Raw genomic sequence first — 24,013 nt, forward strand, 5'->3', positions numbered from 1 at the left:
ATCATCCTGCAATTTGCTGTGTTATTTACCATTAGTTTTTTTGTATCAACAATTTTTATTACAGGCGATGTATTACTTACCTCTCACCACCAGCTTCTTTCAAGAAATACGCAAAAATTTAAGGACATTGTGACCAGCTTAAATGGTCTTCAAGTCTCGCTTATCGAGCTCACTGAAGAATTACATGAGCAATTCAGGCAAGAAATAGAAACATTAAGCGATGAAAATATAAACTTAACCAACCATGTTGCTCTTCTAAATCAAGAATGTTCCACCCTGTCCACCACCATCGAACAATTGAGAACAAATGAACACCGATTAAAAAATTTAGTAACCACACTCGAATCCTCTGTGGAGCAATTAAAAAAATCTTCAGATACTCAATCGGAATTGTATGAACAAGCCTGTGTGCAACTAGAGGCTATACGCAGCGAATACGAACACAATAAAATTCAGTTAGCAGAGTACATGCAGAAAGTCACCCAAGTGCACGAAGAGGTGGAGGAAGACCGAATCAAAACTCAAAAAACAATACACATATTGACCAAGTCAGTCAGCTCTCTAACAAAAGTACTCACGCTAGGGGAAGAGCAACGCGCTGTTTTTGAGAAGAATTTAACCTCTTATCTTGATGATAATTCACAGAAATTTGAAAATTTCCTCGAAGTTATTTCCCAGGCGGCCACACAAACTGCAGCAACTACGGAACGATTTACGGATTCCACCAACGATTTTCGTAGCTTATTAAACGAACAAAAGCGACTGTTTGACAAAATAGAGACTCTAGTAGAACAACACAATGAGGCCAAAACATCCATGCCAACACCTACCCTTCCTGCGCATACTCCCTTTGGGTTATTCTCCGAAAAACCACCTACAACAAATCCCTCTCAAGAAGAGTATCGAACGACTCCAGAAATTGAAGTCCATTAAAACATTAAAGTGGCTGTTGAAGGCCAACTCCTGAGGCCATGTGGCCATAAGTTGCATGAGCGATAATGGGCGTGCACGTTTCCAAACACTAAGCGGTTTTATGCAACTGTTTAGTGGACAAAAGGGACATCACCTATTTGTTTTAATGCTAAGCGTTCAGTCCAAGGTTTAAAACTCATGCGTTCTTTGGGAGGTAAATTCAATAAATATTCTTTTAAGGGTCCCTCTGAAGCTATTTCATCAATAAAAACGATCCATTCAGCATCCATCTCCTTTTTTATTTTTTTCTCAGGCGTGTTGTCCTGGTGCTGCATGAAGAAACTTTGAGAGGCTTCTGCCCTAAGGGGCTCACTTTTTCCTGATAAAGAGAGGATATTTTCTTTCACCTCAGATAACACCCTCTGTAACGCTTTATTTTGTTCTACTAATTCAACATGGTTTTTTGTTTCCTCTTTAAACGCATCAAGGGATGCTTTATGGCGCTGATAAATCAGTGGATGCGATAACTCCAAGGGCTGTAATTCATCCTCGATAGCCAACAGAAGCTTTTTTCTCTGGTTTACGCGCTCTGTCAGTAAACAGCGACCCAGCCTATCCATTAACGTAGATAAATCCTCTTCAGATCCACTGCACGTGATGCGGCAAAAAGCTGAGCCAGGCGCTAATCCAAAATATTGACTCGGGGCAAGCATGATGGATTCTTTAAAAAGTAAGCTATACACTAACTCCTCACAGGTGTTCACAGTCCCCCCATGCCCAAGAGCCGCAGCGGCTTCAATAGGTATGTCCATCCCCATTAAGTCACTTAAATCAGCCATCACATAAAAAGTGCCCTCAATCCTATATTTTGGATCCGGCATTAACGCGTTCAGTTCACCTAACTTTTGTTGGACAAAGCGAAGTTTCGGTTCATAAAAGACACGTAGCTCATTGGCTTCTTTATCATTAAAATGGCTCATGGCAGAGGCATATGCTATTTGCGCCGAGCGTGGCGCATGGCCAATCATTGAAATATTCTTTGTACGATATTGGGTCATGCGTTCCGGATTAAAATTCATGAGTAGCGCCATTCGCTCTCCGGCCGTTGAATGTGCTTTTGTTGCCGAACGTAAAATAGTGACTCTCTCTTTAAGGTCTGGAGCCAGCTCAAGGATTGAAGTCGGTTTTTCATCTAACCAAACCATTTCGGCATACGCCTCATCAATCACTAAATTTAAATCAGGATGTTCTCTTAGTACAGTAGCCACATAACCTAACTCGTCTACCGATAACACCGTACCCAAGGGGTTATTGGGATTACACAACAATAGGACTTTCGGGGGAATGCCATCGAGTTTGGCTGCTTTTTTCGCATCTTCGATGCTTGTTCTAAGGTTATTAAGACTCAAACGATATCCAGACTCATTCATCACCTCAATGGGATGTAATAGGTGACGCTCATTTGCATATAAGGTGTAATAAGGAAATGGCGTGATCACTCGATATTGAGGTGAATGGGATCCTGGTTCATTAAATGCGTCAAAAATTACTTTTAAAGCACCCGCACCTCCCACGGTGAACAAGAGGTCTTTTGTAGAGACTTCCGTGGAATACCATTGGGTCATTGCTTTAGCCATGTCCAGCAAAGCCTGTTCCTCTCCACGAGGATCTCCATAATCTATGGCAACATGCTCATCCGTTGTCTTATTGATAAGATCTGCCAGCCTTTTTTGGATGCAGTCCCAATAGGCAACAAAGGCTTGAACCATATAAGGATTGATACGAAAGGTAGGCTTTCCCATTCCAGCATAAATCAGTTTTTGCTTTATCTGTTCTGTATCCAGGTGTTTTGCCCACATCGATAAGAGCATGATTCTGTCCATATTTCCTGCATCTAATCCTTCTGGTGTTAACATAATTCAACCCTGTTCGTTAAAGTCTTGTAATCATTAATTATAACTTATGTGCTAAAATTTAACTAAATTAGGATTAATGACATGGATGCTCATTCTATGTTTCTACTCAATTTAGATAATGTCGGTGACTTTTTATCAAAATATACCGAATTCAGTGACCAAGTGTATTGGATTAGCAGTCCTGATTTCAGCGCAATAAAATACATCAGCCCCTCTTATGAAAAAATATGGGGAAGGCCAAGACAAGAGCTTTACCACAACCCCGAACTATGGATTACTTTTTTACATCCCGAAGATGCAAAAACACATCATCCCATTCATGAAATGGCTAAAAAAATTCAAGTTGAAGGAGAAAAGGCTCGCTATGAGGAACACTATCGCATCATCAGACCCGATGGTTCTATCCGCTGGATTCTGGATAGAGGGTTCCCGCTTTTTGACACACAAGGAACCTGCTATGGGGTAACTGGAATCGCTGTTGATATCACCGAAATAAAACAAAGAGAGTTAGAATTAAACCTTGCCAAGGAAGCCGCTGAAGCAGCAAACCAAGCCAAAACAGAGTTTATGGAGAACATGCGCCACGACATCCGTACTCCCTTAACCGGGATTGTGGGTTTTGCTGAGTTATTAAAAATGGAATCCGATAATCCTCACATTAAAGAATACTCAGAGAACCTGGTTGCATCAAGCCATGCTCTGTTGTATTTATTAGATGAGGTACTAGAAGCAATTCGAGTGAGCTCGGGTGAAATCCCCAAATTAAAGAAAAAATTCAGCCTCGAAAACACATTAAACCAAGTGATTGCACTCAATCTCGCCCGCTCTTTAGAAAAGGGGCTTTCCTTAACCCTGAACATGGACCGCGCCCTCCCAAAGTATGTTATTGGCGACAAGGTGCGTCTGCATCGTGTAGCCTTGGAACTGGTGGCCAATGCGTTGAATTTCACCGATAGCGGATTTGTTACACTAAGCGCCCTAATCGCCAAAAAAGACGATGGAAAATTAATATTAAAACTGATGGTGGAAGACTCAGGGATTGGGATTCCCAAAGACAAGCAACAAGAAATTTATGTGCAGTTCAAGCGCCTTACTCCCTCCTATCAGGGAATTTATAAAGGGGCAGGACTTGGCCTTTCGGTGGTCAAACAATTTATCGATGAATTGGATGGGGAGATTTATGTGCACAGTGAGGCACGATGCGGCACGACATTTACCTGCCTTATTCCTTTACAAGAACCGCTGCTTGACGATGCCACAGGCATTGATTTGGAGATGGAAGACCTTATTGATAAACCGCTGGAAACACCCTACGCCCAAGAAATTAAGCCAACCGTTTCCCCCCAACACAACCATAAATTTCGTGTGCTGGTCGTTGAAGATAATCCTATTGCCCAAACGGTGGCCAAAGCTATTCTCCACCAACTTCACTGTGATACGGACCTAGCAGACACGGGGGAAAAAGCAGTCGAACTCTGGAAAAAGGGACACTATAATCTCATTTTCATGGATATTGGATTACCTGATATGGATGGTTATGAAGTCACCCATCAGATTAGACTGTACGAAATCACGCAAAAAACATACAGCCCTATTATTGCCCTTACAGCTCATGCCGGTGACGAAAATAAACAGCGTTGTATCGAGGCAGGCATGAATGCTGTTTTAACCAAGCCGCTGACCGCACAAAATTGCATCGACATACTCGATGCATTTATTCCAGGGTATCATCAATCGAATGCGACACCCCAAGAAGTCGCCTATCGTTCTGAACTACCCCAACACAATGACTCCTTATTTGATTTAGCACCCTACCCTGCTTTGGATATTGACGCGGGCACTAAAGCAACCGGTACCGTTGAGGTTCTCGCTCAAATGCTGCATTTTATGGTGAATGACTCGCTGATTCCCGATGTCCAGCTAATGAAACAGGCGCATGACACTTTAGATTGGGATAAAGTCCAACAAATAGCTCATAAAATCAAGGGTGGCGCAGTCTATGTGGGTACGGTAAAAATTAAAATGGCCTGCCAATACTTAGAAAGATATTGGAAGTCAGGGCAACGTGAGTTGCTGGAAGCACTCTATCAACAAACCCTGCAGGTGATTGATGAGAGCCTTCACGACATTAAACATTGGTTGCATTCCCATTAATCGATTAAGCCCCGCAAACACCGGAGTCGGATTACGAAAACACCAGAAAAATCGTTCATTAAATCTGTTTCCGGCCCACCTCATGGAAAAAACCGAATTGATTGTCTAAAATAAACACAAAAAGGAATGAATAGGACGTATTTATGCCTCCCAATAAAGAGGAATTGCACGAGCTCTTATCTTATCAAGACACTCATGCTCCTTGGTTTATGTTGCAGGAGCATCACACGGAACATTTAAAGCGCAACTTAAAGTTTTTAAGAAAATTAAACAGTAAATCAACCCTAACTCTCGATGAGCTGGACCGATTAAGCGAACAAGCCATCAAAGAGGCGCTGTCTGCCTATGCCCCAACTAAAAGTCAAAGCCCACCTTTTGCACTGCCGACCACACCCGCTGAGTTTTTTCATTCCCGGATGAGCCAATCGCCCTATTTTTATGATATTAGTCCTTATTCAGATGCACCTACCCAAACCCTCGACAGCACGTTGTCCACCTCCAAGCCATCAAGCATCGTAACACCGGAGCAAGTGCATGGTTTTCCGTTAAATGAAAACGAAGCCTTCACCGCTACTCGTTATTATTCCGAAGACAAGAGCAGCTACGGTAAAATCGTGGCCAAAAATGGTGCCTTTACTGCAACATCAAAGAATTTAACCGAGGCGCAAAACATCGACCTGGCATTAGAAATGAGCTACCAGTTTTTATTGGATATGCCACCCGATAAGAAAGAAATCCACATCAATGGCTCCGATAAAAACATTCATCAGCTCCATGCTGCTTTGTTGTATTTACAAAAAGAAGCCAGCCCACGTTTTGACCACATCACGTTTAGTTTCCCTGAAGGGATGTCCATTAACCCTGACGAACAGTACATAACCCAACACTTAGGAAGCTTTAGTGAATCCCCACGGCAAGTGGTTCAATGGCAAGAATTTTTAAAGATGGAGCTTAAAACTCCAAGCCATAGCCTGGACACCGACAAACCCAATTCAAACAAAGAACGCGCCCCACTCATCGATATGGAGCGTGTATTTAACAGCGAGGAGCTCTCCCAGAAGGATAAATCCCAGCTCAATGAATACCAGCGTTACCTCCAAGACGACTGGATTGGTGGCATTAAAGAACTCAAAAAACATTCAGGCGATACCGAGTTTTTAATGAGAAGCCATGAGGAATTTTTGCAGCGCACCGAATCTGCCATTCTTCTGTTAAGAAAATCTCCAACTCTAAAGAACGAATGCGAGGCTTTAATTTCTCTGTATATGAAAACGACCCAGACCTATCAAAAAACTCTGGATGGGTTGTACCAAAATGACCTGGCGTATGAAACCCAGGTCAAAGAGGTGATGTCAAAATTACACCAGGCACACAAAGAAGCGCTGGAGGACTGCACGCATGAACTCAGCAAACACCTTCAATTAGCCCTGAACAGCACCGTTGATTTAACTGAAACCCAACAGAACACCCTCAAGAAACACCTAAGCGTCATGAGCGAAATCGACGCCATACTCAAAAGCCCAGAACCGCTCACCGATGCGATGCGCCGCTCCTTTGGCACTCAAATGCTGCATGCGCTCAACGATTTGGAGTCCATCAACGATTATTCAAAGTCTCCCCTCTTTCAACACATGAAGGAATTTGCCCTGGAACAGTCTGTGGCGCAAAATAAAATCACCCAAACCAACAGCGAGGGCTTATTACGCGCAAGCACTCAGGTCAAACACCGATTAAACCAATTCAAAAGTGAACTGCAAGCGCCAGCGGATTCAGAAGTGGCGCTCAATAGCGAACTTAAAGATCAACTGAATTCCTTGAAAAAACAGACAGGGGAGTTTATTGATGAAATAGAATTAGAGGGCAAAGAGATACCCTTGACCTTAAAAGAGCTACGCACTCAATTAAACAGTGTATCAACCAAAAGCAACATCAGCACCACCGAATGGGATGCTTTAAAGCAACACCTAGTGGACGTGTTACCTCAAATCGAGAGCAATCGCAGTTTAACCAAAGCCTGTACCGCGTTAAAAAAACAAATGAGCACGCCCTTACCCGAAGTTTCACCACCTCATGTGACACCTGAGGGACAAGGACTTACGCAATAGAAAACAAAAAATGTTTTTTTATAATACAGTATCGATATAATACGGAACTTTAAAATGCAAAGGAGGACATTATGTCCCTGGAAACCGAACTCTTTAAATTACTGAATAAACGCGAATATGTCGCAGCCTTTAACTTACTTAAACAAAATCCCAATTTAGACGTGAACGCCTTAAATGAAGAGGGAGGCTCATTGTTTATGGAAGCGGTGATGAATGACGGCAGAGACACACCTGAACGCTACGCATTTATCGAGATGCTGTTAAGTAATCCCGAGTTTAAACAGGCCAATAAACCTTATGACGATAAAGCAGTAACCCCCTCTATGCGTGCATCAAAAGGCCAAGATCCGGTGTTAACCGAGCTTATTTTAAAATACAAGGACAGCCACAACATGGAGGTACTTTTTTTCGGAAAAAGATTAATGTATGAGGTGCAAGCCAAAGACATTTTCGATTTGGAACAATCCTCCTCATCTGTAGTCCGGGCCTCGCTTCCTGCTCACCGAGAAGTATTGGCAATTTTATTACAGATGACGGTCCATGAAGCCATTAAAAGAGACGACCCGAGCCTCTTGCAACGCGTGGTGGACGCGGGAGCCAAACTGTATCTCCCTTTAAAAGACAAAACCTATCCGATGGATTTAGTGAAAGACCACCCGGAGCTTAAGATCCATGAATGGCTTTCAACCTACATCAAACAACAAATCTCCACGAATCCTACCTTTGCTCTTGCAGCCCATGGCCTTTCCCGTAAACACCAAGAAAGAGAGCAAGAACTGATAGCACAACAGCTCGAGCAAACCAGTGAGAGCATCAAGAGCCTGTTTAAGTTTTTTGACTATAAAGAACCGCAATCAATCACCTCGGAAGGCCCGAAACACAACACTAATGGCATAAAAAACCCTGGGCAATAAAAAGCATGCAGTTTTTTCAGGTGTTCGTTAATGAACACCTGATACTAGGCGAGAAAGAGAAACCGGAACAAGAAAGGCCCTCTTGGTTAGCATCAAGACGAACCGCAACCCTACCCCACCATCCAAAAGTCTCTTTATCTGGAGTCCACGCCTATTTTTTCTTTTGGTGTTAATTTGCCATCTAATTATAGATACTATTCATGAATGACATTGATAAACCATGTTTATAGACCCCTTTGTTATCATATTCCCCCTATTCTTTTATGTAGATTACTGATTTAATGTGTGTTTCCTTTTAAGGGAAAGTTCAATACATTAATTGACTAATCTTTAACTATCAATACACTGCAATCAAATTGCTAATTCCACTATATTTAAATCCTTTATAAAAATATATCTTGTAAGTAGATATGATGGGTATGCTCCTTAGATTAAAAGATTAAGTATATTCATCTCACTCTAAGGCTAGTAATAAATTACGCCTAATCTATAACACGCTATGTCATTCATAAAATTAACAGCATAAACAAAAGATTAGCGAGGTATCATATAACAGTAATGTTATAGTCTTGTAATATAGATTAAAAGGGGTTTATAGACACTGTTGATAACAACTGTAATTTACAAATTTATTATCAAACCATCACCCTGTTTAAATATATTTAAATAATGTCATATTCAATTCGTTATCATATTGTGAATCGTTCTGGAAAAAAGGGGCTACCTCGTTAGTAAATTGTGGGCCTCCCAGCCCCAAGTATTCACTCACCAACTAGTCAGGGTAAGGCCGCGACCGCCCTATTTCCGGATCGATTGCTCTGATCGAGCAAGGCATATACCCGTACCAATGACTCTACAGCGGCATAAAGATTTACTCCGCAACACTTCGGGCTGTCTGCGTAAATTACAGCCTATCATGCTCGCCTCGCTGTTCTGCCTTCCTGTAGAGCAATAAAGGTGCTATATATGAGATCATCTTAGATAATGAATTTAACAATACTGTATTGGCCTAAAGGGGTTTCGGCCAGCGTTTTACCATGTTAGCCGGTGGCATATTATGCGAATAATTAAGACAAATAGATATATTGGGGTATATGCTAGGATAGCTGAATAACTACTTAGAAAGTTACTGACGCTCGTTTGTATTATATGATTAATCAACCCCTGCGTTAGCATGGCTATTTGTTTAACATAATACAGTAAAAAAGCATGAATTTATTCACATATTACCTATTATGTGAATAATTTTTAGGCTAAAAACAGGGTGTTTTGGATAAAATCGTAATTTTGGATCTGAATAAAAAATATGTGAATTCAGGGGGTTAGAGCTAGCTCAGCTAAAATGGTAATTTACTGGCCGAACCCCCATAATGCCTTAAGTCGCCCCTATAAAATCTTACCGACCTCTAAATATCAAATAGATGTAAGAACAGAATCAATCTGAGCAGCACTTGAATATAATCATGTAAATGTCATGTAATCATAAACGAATAGTTTGAAAGTGAAGAAGACAAAGGGGTTTATAGATACGGTTTATCAATATGGTCAATCAATGCCATTTATGAATGACATCTATAAACCATATCTATAAAAGGGTTTTATGAACAATATTGATCAAGCATCCAAAAAAAGGGGTCTATGAATAGGGTTTTAAAGATATCAATGCCCTCCCGTTATAATCCTTATTTTTAATAGAAACAAAGAGGGATATAGCCCCCTTTGATAGATATAGATACAAAGGGGGTTAAAAGTAGTTAGTAGTTATTTTAATAAATATTATTACTATAGAACATTAATGAAAAAAGAGGTTACCGTTAGAAGCTACAAATAAAGATAATAACTAAAAATAAAAAAAGATTGAAAATGCGCTCGGTTACAAAAATAAAAAATGCAACTTCGAACGAATATAATATCTGCTATTTCGCCATATATGTTTTCCGAATCCATTATAAAAATTGAGTTTGAGACAAAATTTGGTTAATTAACCATTTACATCAAATGAAACAATATTGTATTATTAATCAAAATTTAGTTTCACCATTGTAAGGAAAGCAACGTGCACGTTTCTCAAATCAAAATCAGTGAGTTATCTAAGCTTACGGATATTAACAAAACGTTAATAAGTCGTTATTTTAAAGAGGCTCCCAATGATTTAGTGACACGAGTTAATGATCGAATTGTTGGATTATCTCCGGAGGCAGTTACTGAATTTTTATTAGAGCATGGTACGCATTATTTCGAAAAGGGTGGGGTAATATTAACTGCTAATTTATGTGGAGGAGTAGGTAAAACTACTGGCACATATTCTTTAAGCGCCTCTGCGCGCCGAATACATACCCGTAAAGATCCAATAGTAGTAGTTGATACAGATTCGCAGGGGAGTTTTACTGGCACTGTTTGTGGTGCTCCTGCCGATGATGATGAGCTAATACTAATAGATTTTCTTGAGGGAAAGGCAAAAATAGAGGATATATTAACTAATGTTGGTAATAACGTTTGGTTTGTGAAATCTAACTTAAACCAAGCATATATAGATAAGGTTTTATCAAAACCTTCCGATATTAAAAAAGGTATGTTGCATTTTTATAATGAAATATTTAGACACTTAGGTAGAAATACTAAAATTTTTCAGGATCATACTCCTCAATTATCAAGTGTTTTTGCATCTAGCATATGTGCTATCTCTCAATTAGCTCCCGATTTATTAAAATCAGTTATTATCCCTATGCGAAGTGATGATTATGCGATTAATGGCGCTGAGAAAATTTTACATGAAATTAAGGAGCTTCAAGATACTTTTAGCTTAGAACGAGATATAGATATTCACTGTTATTTTTCAAGTATTGATCGTAGAATTTCGACTACGAGTGAAGCAATAAAAGGCGCTAAGAAAAAAGATGATATAATTCATCATTTATGCCCTGTTGTAATTCGTTACTGTTCCGAAATTCCGAAAAGCATTCAAAAATCAAGCAACGTTTATAGCTCTGGTAAATCAAATAATGCAGCAGAAGATTATCAAGATTTGCTGCAGTATATCTTTAGTTATTCAAAAGAGGTTGAGGCTATATAATGGCAAGACTAGATGATTTGTTACCCGAGCTTAAAGATGATGCTCAATCACCAAACAAATCTAAGGATGAAAAATCACTTCTTATTACGGGCAAGAAGAGAAGGGCTTGGTTGGTTGATACTATCGAGCGGAAACCTTCAGTTATACAAAGGGGGGGCATAGACCCTATTGATAGGCATGAATCATCAGTAGAATTAAGAGGAGAAAAAAGAGTCTTAACAAAGGGGTCTATAGATCTGGTTTATAAACCAGAGTCTTTAGGCTTTAAAGATCTCCGAAGCAATCCATTACAATTATTTAGTTTTTTATATGAATTAATGGAAAAAGAAAATGATGGACATAAAACCCCAAGAGTAAAACTCCGAGATATGATGAATTACATTAATATTTCAAAAGACTCCGCTAGAACAGCACTAAGATTTTTATTAAAACAAAATTTTATACAAAGAATTGAATTTCAACCTGGACACTTAGGTTGGTCTAGATATAAATTAAATGAAAACATCTGTAATGAACTAAAACGCGAAATCTCTAAGGGGACTTTTCCTTCATTTAAAGTTAGCCAGGCTAAAAGAGTAGAAAGTGTTAACCCTTCTGATTTTGAAATTAACGATCCGTGGGACAATATCGATATTACAGCATTAGAATCTATAGGATTTAATAAAAAACATTTATTGCAAATAAAAAATAAATCAACCCCTGAGATTACACAAGAATCTATAAATCATTTCGCATATGCTTTAAAGTACAACAAGAAAACTTCTGAATATTCAAATCCAGTGGCAACTTTAATCGCTGTACTGAAAAGAGGTGAGGCATGGATTGAAACTGATTATCAATCTCCACAAGAATTGGCACAAATCCAAATTTTCGAAGCAAAAAAAGCAGAATTACAAAGGAAGAAGGATTTAGAAGAACAGCTATATAAAATGGCTCTTGAGGAGTGGCTGCAAAGTTTGAGCCCAAAGGATATCGATAATTTTGCCCCTGATCTTAGAAAAAAAGGAGATCCAACACCTCCAAATGCAAAATTAGGGATTTATTTTAAAGAAAATATTTGGCCGAATATAAGGAAAGATTACGGTTGCTAATTGATGGCTTTCCCCTTCTATGCGGTAGTTTAATGTGTAAAACTAGCTTTAAAACTGCTGTTTCCGCTTGCCCTCTATGTTTAGTGCAAGAAAGTATTCCTACCAAAGGTAACGTGTCAACCAAAATGTTGTACCTCAGTTAAGCATCGTTCATTAAAAAAAACACTTAATGTTCTTCATATTGATTTGGGCGTGAATATCTCAAATAATATAGTCTGTGATAGTTATAAAACATAGTGATATAATTAGAATTGTTCTGTTGGCCTCCCATCGTGTTTAATAATTTCGACATTCAGGGGGTAACATAACTAATGAAGCTCCTCCTATCACAGTTCAAGAAACTGCAATGAAAAAATTTAGCATGAAAACGATTCAATACGGATAACTGGACCTAGTTTTTGCATCACAGCGCAAGTTCTGGAGCGCTAGGCCAAGTAATGGGATCCTGATACTTAACTATAGTCCAATGGGGAAGTACCCCACTGGAGGCTAATGTTCCGTTACTATTCGTCCCAATCCTCACTTAGAGATGAGCCCCTTGTTTAAGGGCCACGTCCAGGTCATATATTTCCTGACTCTTTTTGTTGGTTGGATAAGGTTTACTTGCAACAACCTGCAAACACCAGAAACTAACGGGAATCTCATCGAAATCATTTAAACTGACTTGATTGAGAAATTCATTTACAAAATCATTTAGAAAATTTTCTTTTAAATCATCAGGTATCAATTTAATTTGAGATCCAGCAGCACTGAAAAACTCCTTAAGATCGTTGGGTGTTTGATAATAATAAGTCATTTCTTCTTCTTCGATATTAATTACCTTCAGCCCTGATTCGACGAGTAAACTTTCATAATTTGCAACATCAAAAAAAGAGCGAGGACTAATATAGTCTTTAAAGAAAAAAGCCCATTTATCACTTGCACAAACTTTATCAAGAACTAAGTGATATAATGATTTTCGATGTGATAATAGTAAAGCAATCTGAGCTCCGTCCGTTGCGGCCTTCGCAATACCCAAAATGGCACTTCGTTGGTCGCTTACCCAGTGCAAGCAATTGAAGGACGTAATGATATCAAATTGATGGCGGAAAATATTTTGGGTGGCATCCATCTGAATGAAGCGAACATTCCTCTGTCCATTATATACTTTAGCTGCATGTTCAATCATTGCGTCTGAAATATCTGTTCCGATAACGCAACCCTCAGATACAATTGTTGCGATTTCATTTGTAATAACCCCATCACCACATCCGATATCTAAAATTCTTGAGTTTGAGTTAAATGAAATTTTACTCAGCATTTTCATTGCAAAGTTATATTGTAGAGCATTACTTTTGCTATAAAGCTCAGGATTCTTAAAAATATGCACCGGCATTAGTAAATTCACCATATATAGAAAATTTGTATTATAGAATTTATTTTTACCACAATCCACAGATACAACAATTTTGGTGAAATTTGGAGCATCAATTTCTTTTATTTGATATAATGCCGCTTCACAGTGGAAGCGATAGGCTTGAATAGAAATAGGATAAATAGTGTTCAAGGAAGTTTTGAAAAAAATATTTATATTGATCAATGAAATAAAGTCTCAAAACCTAGAAATAATCTCAGAAGAGGAAGACCCTGAATCCGGCCTTGTATATTTATTAGTCAAGCTGTCAGGGAAGTGCACGCCACCAATTCCGAAAGATCCTCTAATTTTACTTAAAGAAAGCGGCTCTAAAAGACATTTTTCAAAAGAGCACTATGAGTGGGCATTAGCTAGTATGCTGGAAAATCAGAAAAGAATTATTGAGAAAAAATATAAGAAACCATATAGTTTAATTAATCATCAATTTTCAGAGCAACTGGAAGAGCCTTTAATTGTCTATAAAGATCAACTAACTAATAAGATATCGATTAAACCTGCGAAGGAAATATACTACAATATAGAAAAACTAAAACAGTTCAGCTCCGAAGATAGTGCCTGTATAGGCAATATAGTCGGCTGTAACGAAGCAGAAAAAGATTATAAATTTTGCCGGGAACACAAAAAAAATAATGTGGTTAAACTCGGTATTTCGTCCTTAACTGGTTGATATTCATTACATTATAGGCATTTCCATTTTTAGCATCATTTATATTTATTACTTTTTTAATTTGATAAACAATGAATGCATTGGGTATACAGATAATGAGTGAATAAATCATTTTCAATGCATAGTCAGAAATAATTATATTGAAGGTGTCACTAAAACTTGCAACACCAAAATAATGGAACGTTATTAAATTAGTAGATATTGTAAACAAAAACTCACCTACTGCTGTTGCTCCTAGACTCCGAATAAAGAAGCCCTTACCAAATACTTTTACACCCCATTTTGATAGAACATAGGTATTGGCAAAAAAACCTATCGCCAGAGATATTGAGTCAGCAACTGCAATATGCAAAAAGCCTGATGTTAATAAAGGATAAATTTCTTGATTTTTCCATAATGCGGGAGAGGGTAATGAGGCTAGAAAGTATGTAATATAACTAAACAAAAACTCACATATAATGGTAGCAATTATCATTAAGTAAGAAGTTTTTTCACCAAAAATTTCAGTAAGCGAATCATTTATAGGAAAAAGCAATGGAAAAATAAAAACAGAAGCACATAATATTCTTCCATTCAAATCAACAGTCTTATACCCCATTACAAATGAAGTAAAAAAAATTGTTATATAAAGCATGCCGATAACAATTAAGCAGCAGTCTTTATCTAATCCTTTAAAATACATTGATAATTTATTTGAATTACTTAGAAACAATTGGGTGCCTTAATAAAAACTTTATTTCCTTTTCGCCAATTCAAGTGAATGCGAAGACCATTCCAACTTACTAAAGTCAAATAAATTGGTTCTGTAATGTACAATAACCCCTATAAATGTATAATCATTTTTGATTATTTTAGTCAACTCAACTGGAAAGTCAGAATTTAATATTTTCAAATAATAATTCTCCCCATCACTAATAATCTGTCTAATTCGAGGCTGGTCTTGGTTTTTCTTTATAAGAAAAACAAAATCTTTATTTGTAATTTCTCGATCTGGATCAATGATCACAATAGAGTTCTTTAAAATAAATGGCTCCATTGTATTGTCTTGGCAAATACTTGCAAAACTTCTTTGATTCAAAGGAAAATCAATCGGTATATTATCAAATTTTGATTTATCTTCTGATTTCAATTCAAAAAAACTTGAAACTTCAAGCGGAGGAACCAAGGGAATTTGCTTGCACCCAATTGGCTCCTCTCCAATTAATTGACTAACTGTGATTTGGAAGAAGCTAGATAACTTCTTTAGAACTTCAATAGTTGGATTCCCATCGCTTTTTAGTAATCTGTATATGGTACTTGCAGGAACTCCCGTTAAACGCTCTATTTCAAGAGCATTTAAGTCAAATTGTTTTATTAATTCAGATAGCACGATAGCAATTGACATGATTCGCCATTTATAATAAATTTACCATATATGATAAAATAGGTTGTATTATCAAATATTATAGATTGATTTGTCATAAAAATAAACATATGCGTTTAGCTCTACAAGGGAAAGAAATTGTGCAAGGAATAAATAATTATTACAAATATATGAGGGAAATTGAAAAGGCATTTATTGGGCTTCCACACGCCTCTTTATTAATAGTTAAATCTCTGATAGCTCTTGCCGAGCCATCCACAGGCTCAGTTAACAATATTACGTATAACCAGTTGGCACAGTTACTTACAGTGCATCAAGCACCAGGAAGAAAGAACAGTGGCACACCCACAAAACAAACTATTCGTAACTACATTAGATCAATAGAAACCTCTTGCAGCAATCACTTTAAAGTAATTACTGAAGGGCAAAAACTTCGGTTTTTATTTCCAGAGCTCCCTAATATATTCAACAAAATTTTTAACGACATAGGAGTTAACACAGAATCCACCTCTGATGAATTCGTTGAAAATACTGAGCAAAACACATTTATTGAAAGTGAAGGAAGCATAGAAGTTAACACAGAAGAAAACACACCACCTAGCACCGTAAAGAATATTATTTTTAATAATATTAATAACAACAATAACAACAAACAAAGCATCAGCAATAATTTTACCCCAAACGCGGAAACCATTTCACGAGCTCAAGCTCTAGGCTACAGCAACGCAGAAGATCCCACAGAAATCCAAAACTTTATCGAGTACAACAAAGCTTGCGGTGCGCAATGGGCTGATTTCAATCCAATTTACTTACGCTGGTTGGCCCAAAGCCAGGAACGCCAACAACAAAGAAACCAAATGAATAATACACGGAGTTTTAATCATGAAAACAAACACCGCAACAAAACCAAGACCAATACAGCAAGTGCTCGTGAACGCGTCATTCAAGCCTACGCAAACCAGTTTGCCTTCTGCGAAGAGACAAGACGATTCAACTCAAAAACAGAACAAGAACAACGGATTTATTGCGACTTTGTGGCTGCAATTAACTGATATCTACGGTCCATGTTTTATCACTAAACATGGCGTTAAAGACTCAGGCGTGTGGTTTCAAGCGCTTTATGATGTGAGTGAGAAAGAAATTGCGTTGGGTTTACGAGCGTTGTTTGATGATGAGCGCTTTGAAACATGGCCACCGAATTGCATCCAATTCAGACACCTTTGTCTTAAGCGACGAAAGAAAGAGCTTCCTAGCGTTCATAAGGCATTTAATGAAGCGAGGAATAACCTTAATTTTTCGACCATTACGTGGAGTCATCCTGCCGTTAAATTCACAGTGAAACACTTAGGTGTTGACGTAGTGAATGCGCCCAGAGCAGACCTTGCTTTTGCTGAGTTTAGCACGCTGTATGCCAAAGTATGCGAGCGCATTCTTGAGGGTTTTGAAGTGCCTCATGTCGCTGATGAAGAGCTGGTAATACAAAGAAAAATAACAAGGAAAGATATTCCACGATTATCTCAATTAATAAAGGTGAACTCATGAACAATTCTCAATTGAGCGTGTCCCAACCGTACGACTTATTAAGGCAACTGCGAATTTGCGCCCACAACTTACTGATTGCTTACGATGTGACGTTAAACAACGACTTATGGATTGCGTTTGAAAAAGCCATTGGGGTTTGCGAAGCCCTGATGATTCAATCTCAAATGAGTCCCCCTAAAACGATTCACTAATAACAAAAGGAAAAAAAATGAGCGCGGCTCTGATGTATTGTAACAAAAAATTTAGAAAGGCATTAAATGCCACCCATGAGCGTAAGGACATTTATGAAGCCTTTAATCTGCTCGAAATGGAAATTAAGCAGCTGGACCATTTAGTACAAATTAACCTGTATTCAGCAGCCACTCAATTCATTGAAAGCTTAATACAGGACCCAGAAGATACGATTAATCCCTTAGATGTGTTTGATTTAAGATGCCGCACAATCCTGGATTCACAATACAACACCTCCTACTACATTGTACTTGGCCTTGCTGCCATTGGTATTGCCTGCACCACTTTAGCGGTTGGAGCGGGTTTGGGTATTGGTATAGGAATTTTATCAGGTCTATGGCAGACCCCTCTGATTTATATGACCTCCCTGATGGCTGCTGAGTTACCTGCTCTGGGCGTTGCGGCCTTAAGTACTACATTGGGGATGGGTTCTGGGCTAATTTCTGGCTATTCATTTTTTAAAGAGCCAGGAGTTATCACTGCAAAAAATCGCTGCATCGACGTGATGAACACCAGTTACTTAGCAGAACCGGTGCATGAGGTGGAGCAGGAAGAACCGGCTCGTGCACTGAATTAATAAAGAAAATAAAACAACTTTGAGTAGCACACTTCTCAAGGGAACTGAACACATCAAACATAGGAAACACGAATGAGAACAAATAAAAGAAAACAAGCGATTCCTATTGCAACCTTAATTTCAGGGTTGCTTTTTACAGGAATTACCTTCTGCGCGCCAGTGGATGAAGACGCTCTTGCAGCACGTTGCGACGGAGTCTACACCACGTTAGACCGGATGTATGAAGAGCAGAAACTTGCTCCTTGCGCCGATGATGTTGAATTTGCGCGATGGGTGATGGAGGACGCAGGACCCTTAATTCGATCTTATCGCTATTCAGATGCCTTAGGTCATTTAAGAGCGGCTGACCGAGAGTTAAGTGACATTTACCGTAAAACACACGAATGCGCCTATTTCTCTCCCAAGGTAAAACCCTCTTTAGATGAAGTGCATACCCTAATTCATGAACTTGAAGCAGTGCTAATGAACCAAACCCACCACGAATAAAGGAGAAGACGATGTTGATTTTTACGAGACGAATAGGTGAGGCAGTAATCATCGGGGACAACGAAATTAATGTAACCGTTTTAGGAGTTAAAGGGAATCAAGTGCGCTTGGGATTCAACGCCTCAAAAGAAATCCCCATTCATCGAGACGAGATTTACAACCGAATTCAGCTTGAAAAGCACCAAGCTAATGGAGCACAAGCGCTCTCAATTGATGAATCCATCATAAACCAATTAGAGCTGAAATTTAAAAAAAACGCGATACGCGAGATAACTCATTAATAACTGGAAATAAATCATAAGGAACGTAGTGATGAAACAGCACACAGTACACGGCTTAAACGTAATTAACCTAAGCGTCTGCTTCGGGGCGATTGCTTTATTGACAAGCTGTGCGGCCACACAGACTGCTTTGGAGCACCGTAATTTAGAAGTGAACACCAAGTTGAGTGACACCATTTTTCTCGACCCCGTACCCCCTTCGCAAAAAACCATATTTATTGCGGTAAAAAATACCTCCGAAGAAACACTCGAAATTGGTAAACCGCTCGCTCAGGCGTTGAGGAATGATGGATATCGTGTGGTTGGCACTGCATACCAGGCGCATTACTTGCTGGACGTTAAAATCAAAGAAATAGGTAAGATGAGTCGCTCAGCGTCTCAAAAAGCACTTGGCGGGGGGTATGGTTCCGCACTGGCAGGAGCAGGAACGGGAGTAGCCCTTGGTGCCTTTGGCAATTCAAAAACCATGCTGGCAGGAGGTATTGCGGGCGGGATTGTGGGGTTAGCCGCAGACTCCCTGGTTAAAGAGGTTAATTATACCGTCATTACCGATGTTCAAATTTCAGAACGAGTAGGTAAAGGGGTACGAGTAAACGAGCGCTTTAATTCCTCTCTGCAAAATGGCTCTGCATCCAATACCTATCAAACCTCGTATAAACACAGTGATTATCAACGCTACCGAACACGGGTGGTCTCTAATGCCAATAAAATGAACTTATCATTTGCCCAAGCGCGTCCGGCATTGGAGCAGGGATTGGTGAAGACGTTAGCTGGGATTTTTTAATAAAAAAGAGTAGAGAAGGAGGAACTCATGAACAAAATAATACAGTACACATGGCCTTTAGCGTTAAGTGGATTACTTCTGTCACAAATAAGTTTTGCAGGCCATCCCAGCAAACAGGGCCTTGCTGAGCTGTGTAGTCAAGAAGTGCAGCAGCTCAACCGTCTTATTGAGCATGATCCTCTAAATAAATGCAACGGAGACATCCTCACTGCCGCCATGTATCTAAAGACTGCCGAAACAAAAATCCAACAGGAGCACTTCGATGAGGCGCAGGTGTCCTTGCATTACAGTGAAGCAGAATTGAAGGAGATTGCTAACTCGCGAGCTTATTGCGCAGCGATAGCCCCCAAAGTAAAACCTTCGCTGGCCAAAGTGATGAGGACAAACTCGGAGTTAGAAACATGGCGTGTGAGAACGAATCGTTCTGATTAAAACCTAAGCCCCACTTAAAAGACCAATAATTGAGCAAAAGTTAAGGGCTCAGGGGTTTTTGCAACTTAAATTAACCCGTAGGTGAGAAAAAATGAAAAAAAATAGAAGTAAATCGCGTTACCCAAACGCGCAAAAGGCAGCACTCGCGACAGGCCTAATCCTGTTATCCAGGACAGCTTGTGCCAGAGAGCTTGGCGCGCTAAACGGGGCGGTCGACTGGCTGGTAACCACACTCATTAGTATTGCACTCGCAGTACTTGGTCTGCAAATCATGTACAGCCTATGGCAAGTCAATCAAGGGCATAAAGAATGGCGTGAAGTAGCCAAGCCCATCTTGATTACGGCAGCAATTGTTTCCGTACCGACCGTAGTCGCTGTTCTTGCCGCAGCCATGAAGTAGAAGGAGAATCCCATGCAAGGAAGTTCCCGTTTATTGCCCTCTGATTCGCTAGCGAAAGGAATGACCCGAAGTACTCGAATTTTGGGGGTTCCTTTTGAATTTGCAATCAACAACGTGGCTCTATTTGTTTTGCTGATGTTGGTGTTTTATATCACCACGCAACGTCTTATATGCCTTTTTGTAGCAATGGGCGGGATGGTTTTATCTCATTTAGTCATGATGATTTTATCGTTAAAAGAAGAGAAAGCCTTAAGCATCATTGCGTCTAATTTCAGCTTGTGCCAGGCGACTCCTTTTAGCTCAGCCCAAAGCTACACGCCATTAAAAAGCTGGCTTAAAAAATCGAAGCTTAAAGAGCACTCAAGCGCGAAACACATCCCCTGGACACATCTTTATGATGAACACACGGTGATGACAAAAAAAGGGGAGTTAATCCAGGTCCTGACCTTGGATGGAATGCCTTTTGATACCAAGGATGATCATGAAGTGGAACATCTTAAAAAGGTACGAAATCGACTCTTATATCAAATGGCCTCGCCCTCCGTTGCCATTAGTTTTTACACCATCAAACGAAAACATGCACCGTACCCTGAAGGAACCTACCCGATGGGCTATGCTCACGAGTTAAATGAGCGTTATAAACGACGAATTAATACGACACAACGCTACCAAAACGCGTTGTACATCGTACTCCAGTTTAAAGCCCCAGCGCTTGGGCTATCTCCTAAAAAAAGCAAAATAACGGACGAATCCATTCAGAGCCAGCGCGAGTACCATGCAAAAGCCATCAAAACACTCAATGAACACAGTGCACGTTTCATGAGCCTCTTTAAAGAATCCAATTGCCGCAAATTAGGAACGGTACATCAACACTACACAGGCTCCGAACTGCTGTCCTTTCTTTCAGAGCTTGTTAATTTAGAACAACGCCTACCTCGTGTGCCCATGCAGTCACTACAAAGTTTTCTGGCTCATAAATCGCATCACTTTGCCAAACGACGCGGTATCGTTCAGCTTCAAGGAGCGAATGGCAAGTCACGTTATTGCGCCATGCTCTCGCTAAAAGAATATCCTGATGAAACGCACGCGTGCTTGATGGATGCCTTGCTTGAAGTTCCTTGTGAGCTCATCATCACTCAGAGTTTTTTATTTAAACACAATCAACTGGCATTAAAAGAACTCCGTAAACAACAGCGAAAAATGGCGCAAACCGACGATTCCGTGCTGTTGGCAGAGGCTCTTGATTTATCCATTGAGGAATTAAAGTCGGGAAGAGCCTCCTATGGAGAACATCACCTAAGTATTGCGGTCATTGCCGATGATTTAACGTCATTACATGAAGGCATCGATGCACTAGAAAGTAAGTTGAACCAGGATGCCGGTTTAATTACGGTACGCGAAGAAGAAGGGATTGAGCTGGCCTTTTGGGCGCAACTTCCTGGAAATCAAGCCTATCGTATTCGCCAGTCCTTAATCAGCAGTTTAAATATTGCCAGTTTCGCCAACCTTCATAATTACCCGATGGGCAAGGCGCAGGGAAATCATTGGGGTGAGGCAATTACTATTCTTGAAACCCTGGCCGGCACCTCGTTTCATTTGAATCTTCACGTAGGGCAAGTGGGTAATGCCATATTCATAGGCCCAATGGGTGGCGGAAAAACCTTACTGCTTGCGGCCATCCTGTCCTTTACCGTCAAATACGGAGGCTGGCGTTTTATCTTTGATAAAGACCGAGGAATGGAAGCCATTGTTCGTGCCTTAGGAGGGAGTTATCACGTGATTGAACCCGGTGTTCCTTCCGGCATGGCCCCCTTGCAATTGGAAGACACCCCAGAAAACCGTGCCTTTAATATGTTGTTGTTAAAACGGTTGTTAAGTACGACCAATACGCTCACAGCCCATGAGGAGCAACTCATTGAAAAAGCGGTGGAGGGTGCTTATGAGTTGAGTCCAGAACATCGACTGTATCGCCATATAGCCCCATTTTTTGGGGCGGCAATTCCTGGAAGTTTACGCGAACGATTCGACCGATGGCACTCCCAGGGGCAAAATTCCTGGTTGTTTGATAATGAGGCGGATTCATTCAGCATTAATAATCCGATAACAGGACAAGACATTGGCAAGTTATTAAAACCTGGTTTTGAAGAGCTCAGCATCCCGGCATTGATGTATTTATTTCATCGCATTAGCGACTGCTTGGACTCCTCACCCACCCTGGCCTTGATTCCAGAAGGGTGGAAGGCATTAAGTGATCCCCTGTTTCAAGAGCAACTTAAAGACTGGAGTAGAACGCCTCGGAAAAACAACATGGCCATGATTATGGACACCCAAAGCCCTGAAGAGTTAGCCGCCAGTAGTGCTGGAAGCTCTGTGGCCCGTGAAGCACGAACTCAAGTGTTTTTTGGCAACAGCATGGCCCGATGGGTCGATTATCAACAATTTAATTTATCCATCAAAGAATTTGAAATTATTAAAGAGGTATTACCTGCCCTTGAAGGTCATTACTTCTTATTAAAACAGGGAAATACAAGCGTAATCGCGCGCTTAAACTTAACGAGTTTAGAGCAAGATATTCCGGTGCTCTCCTGCACTATGGCGCGTGCCTTATTGCTCGATAAAATCCGCGAACGTGTTGGCGACTCGTATGAGGCATGGTTGCCGTATTACAGCCGATTAAGCGACATTCTTGAAAAAAATTACCGCAATGATTTCACCCGCTTAGAGCCCAACTTTGAACGCCATTGGGAGCAATGCCAATGAACCTCAAACAAACTACAGCAGCCATTTTCTTCTGTTTAAGTACCGCAGTACAGGCTGGCGGTATTTTGGATGTGCAGGACCTTGAAATGCTCAAAATCGCAAAAGATCAGCTCAAGAACGCGCAAGACCAGCTAGACGAATTGGATAAGCACAAACGTATTTTAGAAAAAAGCCAAAAGATGATGCAGGGACATTATCAATACGGCTCGTTATTTGATAAGCCCGAACTTACAGGATGGCGCCATAGCGGCAAAGAGTGGTCCAGTTTGATGAACCTATCCAGTAGTGGCAACACCGATGCGCTAACCGCTTTGGCCAAACAAATCGAAAAAGAATTTCCAATCCAATCATCGGATAGCGTATTTAGCTCTAAAAACTCAGAGCAAGCACGACTTTTTGATTTATTGTCCAAAACAACACTGGCTTCACGCGCCAGCAATACCTTGGCTTATAACAACATGGAGGAGGTGTTATTGATGCTCGAAGCATTGCAAAAAGAAATTGAAAAAAGCCCCAACCAAAAAGCGACCTTGGATTTAATTGCGCGTATTCAGATTGAGGAGGCCAAAATGACAGCGTACAAAATTAAAGCCGATGCAGTTAATGCCCAATTTACCAGCCTCCAAAGCCAACAAGAGGTATCGGATGCCAAATGGGCCAGTGAGTTTTTTAAATTCCATTAATACATACAGAGGAAGCATATGACAGATAAAGCAAAAAGTTGGATTTCCATTGCGGTAATCGTAAGCGTTTTTTTAGGAGTGACCACCTACACCCTCTACTCACTGGTGAGTTCACAGAAAAACCAGTCACATCAAATGGAAGAGGATGAGTTTTTCAATGAGTTTTTTGCCTGGAGAGAGAAATAATGCGTCAGCTGATGGTATTACTTTGTGTCGTGGTTTTAAGCG

General features: G+C 40.0%; 23 protein-coding genes. 19 read left to right on the top strand and 4 right to left on the bottom strand.

The features are described 5' to 3' along the window. Positions 1-129: 129 nt before the first annotated feature. Positions 130-933, top strand: a complete 804-nt coding sequence (locus tag ACD661_RS15535; RefSeq protein WP_400188782.1) for a hypothetical protein — start codon at positions 130-132, stop codon at positions 931-933. 110 nt (positions 934-1,043) lie between these two features. Here ACD661_RS15535 and ACD661_RS15540 read toward each other — a convergent pair whose 3' ends face one another. After that, positions 1,044-2,828, bottom strand: coding sequence for an aminotransferase class I/II-fold pyridoxal phosphate-dependent enzyme (locus ACD661_RS15540; protein ID WP_400188783.1), 1,785 nt, complete (start codon positions 2,826-2,828; stop codon positions 1,044-1,046). Between the two features lie 81 nt (positions 2,829-2,909). Between ACD661_RS15540 and ACD661_RS15545 the strand changes: the two genes are divergently transcribed. From ACD661_RS15545 to ACD661_RS15565, 5 genes are all read left to right on the top strand, one after another. Continuing rightward, on the top strand, positions 2,910-4,982 hold the full coding sequence (locus ACD661_RS15545) for a PAS domain-containing hybrid sensor histidine kinase/response regulator (protein WP_400188784.1): 2,073 nt from the start codon (positions 2,910-2,912) through the stop codon (positions 4,980-4,982). Between the two features lie 143 nt (positions 4,983-5,125). Beyond that, positions 5,126-7,087, top strand: a complete 1,962-nt coding sequence (locus ACD661_RS15550) for a hypothetical protein (protein ID WP_400188785.1) — start codon at positions 5,126-5,128, stop codon at positions 7,085-7,087. A 71-nt stretch (positions 7,088-7,158) separates the two neighbouring features. Next, a complete protein-coding gene (locus ACD661_RS15555; protein ID WP_400188786.1) occupies positions 7,159-8,001 on the top strand; it encodes a hypothetical protein in 843 nt (280 codons plus the stop codon). 2,056 nt (positions 8,002-10,057) lie between these two features. Further along, on the top strand, positions 10,058-11,074 hold the full coding sequence (locus tag ACD661_RS15560) for a ParA family protein (RefSeq protein ID WP_400188787.1): 1,017 nt from the start codon (positions 10,058-10,060) through the stop codon (positions 11,072-11,074). Continuing rightward, on the top strand, positions 11,074-12,165 hold the full coding sequence (locus ACD661_RS15565; protein WP_400188788.1) for a hypothetical protein: 1,092 nt from the start codon (positions 11,074-11,076) through the stop codon (positions 12,163-12,165). Before ACD661_RS15560 ends, ACD661_RS15565 begins: the two co-directional genes overlap by 1 nt. A gap of 523 nt (positions 12,166-12,688) precedes the next feature. On the opposite strand, the gene ACD661_RS15570 is transcribed toward ACD661_RS15565, so the two are convergent. Then, positions 12,689-13,711 carry a class I SAM-dependent methyltransferase gene (locus ACD661_RS15570; protein ID WP_400188789.1) on the bottom strand — a complete coding sequence of 341 codons (1,023 nt, stop codon included), beginning with the start codon at positions 13,709-13,711 and terminating at the stop codon, positions 12,689-12,691. Here ACD661_RS15570 and ACD661_RS15575 point away from each other — a divergent pair. Beyond that, positions 13,704-14,246 (top strand): hypothetical protein, encoded by a 543-nt coding sequence (locus ACD661_RS15575; protein WP_400188790.1) that lies wholly within the window; start codon positions 13,704-13,706, stop codon positions 14,244-14,246. The genes ACD661_RS15570 and ACD661_RS15575 overlap by 8 nt on opposite strands. Here the strand turns inward: ACD661_RS15575 and ACD661_RS15580 are convergent. Both ACD661_RS15580 and ACD661_RS15585 read right to left on the bottom strand, forming a co-directional pair. Then, positions 14,215-14,958 (bottom strand): VUT family protein, encoded by a 744-nt coding sequence (locus tag ACD661_RS15580; RefSeq protein ID WP_400188791.1) that lies wholly within the window; start codon positions 14,956-14,958, stop codon positions 14,215-14,217. The genes ACD661_RS15575 and ACD661_RS15580 overlap by 32 nt on opposite strands. 21 nt (positions 14,959-14,979) lie before the next feature. Next, positions 14,980-15,630 carry an XRE family transcriptional regulator gene (locus ACD661_RS15585; RefSeq protein WP_400188792.1) on the bottom strand — a complete coding sequence of 217 codons (651 nt, stop codon included), beginning with the start codon at positions 15,628-15,630 and terminating at the stop codon, positions 14,980-14,982. 89 nt (positions 15,631-15,719) lie between these two features. Between ACD661_RS15585 and ACD661_RS15590 the strand changes: the two genes are divergently transcribed. From ACD661_RS15590 to ACD661_RS15645, 12 genes are all read left to right on the top strand, one after another. Next, a complete protein-coding gene (locus ACD661_RS15590) occupies positions 15,720-16,661 on the top strand; it encodes a hypothetical protein (protein ID WP_400188793.1) in 942 nt (313 codons plus the stop codon). Between the two features lie 49 nt (positions 16,662-16,710). Then, positions 16,711-17,151, top strand: coding sequence for a hypothetical protein (locus ACD661_RS15595; protein ID WP_400188794.1), 441 nt, complete (start codon positions 16,711-16,713; stop codon positions 17,149-17,151). After that, positions 17,148-17,342 (top strand): hypothetical protein, encoded by a 195-nt coding sequence (locus ACD661_RS15600; RefSeq protein WP_400188795.1) that lies wholly within the window; start codon positions 17,148-17,150, stop codon positions 17,340-17,342. Before ACD661_RS15595 ends, ACD661_RS15600 begins: the two co-directional genes overlap by 4 nt. Positions 17,343-17,359: 17 nt before the next feature. Then, positions 17,360-17,959, top strand: a complete 600-nt coding sequence (locus tag ACD661_RS15605; RefSeq protein WP_400188796.1) for a BAR domain-containing protein — start codon at positions 17,360-17,362, stop codon at positions 17,957-17,959. Positions 17,960-18,031: 72 nt separating this feature from the next. Further along, on the top strand, positions 18,032-18,445 hold the full coding sequence (locus ACD661_RS15610) for a hypothetical protein (RefSeq protein WP_400188797.1): 414 nt from the start codon (positions 18,032-18,034) through the stop codon (positions 18,443-18,445). Positions 18,446-18,456: 11 nt separating this feature from the next. Then, positions 18,457-18,726: a carbon storage regulator CsrA gene (csrA, locus tag ACD661_RS15615; RefSeq protein ID WP_400188798.1), complete on the top strand. Its 270-nt coding sequence runs from the start codon at positions 18,457-18,459 to the stop codon at positions 18,724-18,726. A 31-nt stretch (positions 18,727-18,757) separates the two neighbouring features. Continuing rightward, a complete protein-coding gene (locus ACD661_RS15620; protein ID WP_400188799.1) occupies positions 18,758-19,510 on the top strand; it encodes a complement resistance protein TraT in 753 nt (250 codons plus the stop codon). Positions 19,511-19,537: 27 nt separating this feature from the next. Next, positions 19,538-19,942 carry a hypothetical protein gene (locus tag ACD661_RS15625; RefSeq protein ID WP_400188800.1) on the top strand — a complete coding sequence of 135 codons (405 nt, stop codon included), beginning with the start codon at positions 19,538-19,540 and terminating at the stop codon, positions 19,940-19,942. 91 nt (positions 19,943-20,033) lie between these two features. Beyond that, entirely contained in the window at positions 20,034-20,342 is a 309-nt protein-coding gene (locus tag ACD661_RS15630; protein ID WP_400188801.1) for a hypothetical protein, read from the top strand. Positions 20,343-20,354: 12 nt separating this feature from the next. After that, positions 20,355-23,102: a VirB4 family type IV secretion/conjugal transfer ATPase gene (locus ACD661_RS15635; protein WP_400188802.1), complete on the top strand. Its 2,748-nt coding sequence runs from the start codon at positions 20,355-20,357 to the stop codon at positions 23,100-23,102. Then, positions 23,099-23,785, top strand: coding sequence for a type IV secretion system protein (locus tag ACD661_RS15640; protein WP_400188803.1), 687 nt, complete (start codon positions 23,099-23,101; stop codon positions 23,783-23,785). Before ACD661_RS15635 ends, ACD661_RS15640 begins: the two co-directional genes overlap by 4 nt. Positions 23,786-23,803: 18 nt before the next feature. Beyond that, positions 23,804-23,971: a hypothetical protein gene (locus tag ACD661_RS15645; protein ID WP_400188804.1), complete on the top strand. Its 168-nt coding sequence runs from the start codon at positions 23,804-23,806 to the stop codon at positions 23,969-23,971. Positions 23,972-24,013 lie beyond the last annotated feature (42 nt).

It is taken from the genome of Legionella lytica, from assembly GCF_044626755.1.
Taxonomy (GTDB): domain Bacteria; phylum Pseudomonadota; class Gammaproteobacteria; order Legionellales; family Legionellaceae; genus Legionella; species Legionella lytica_A.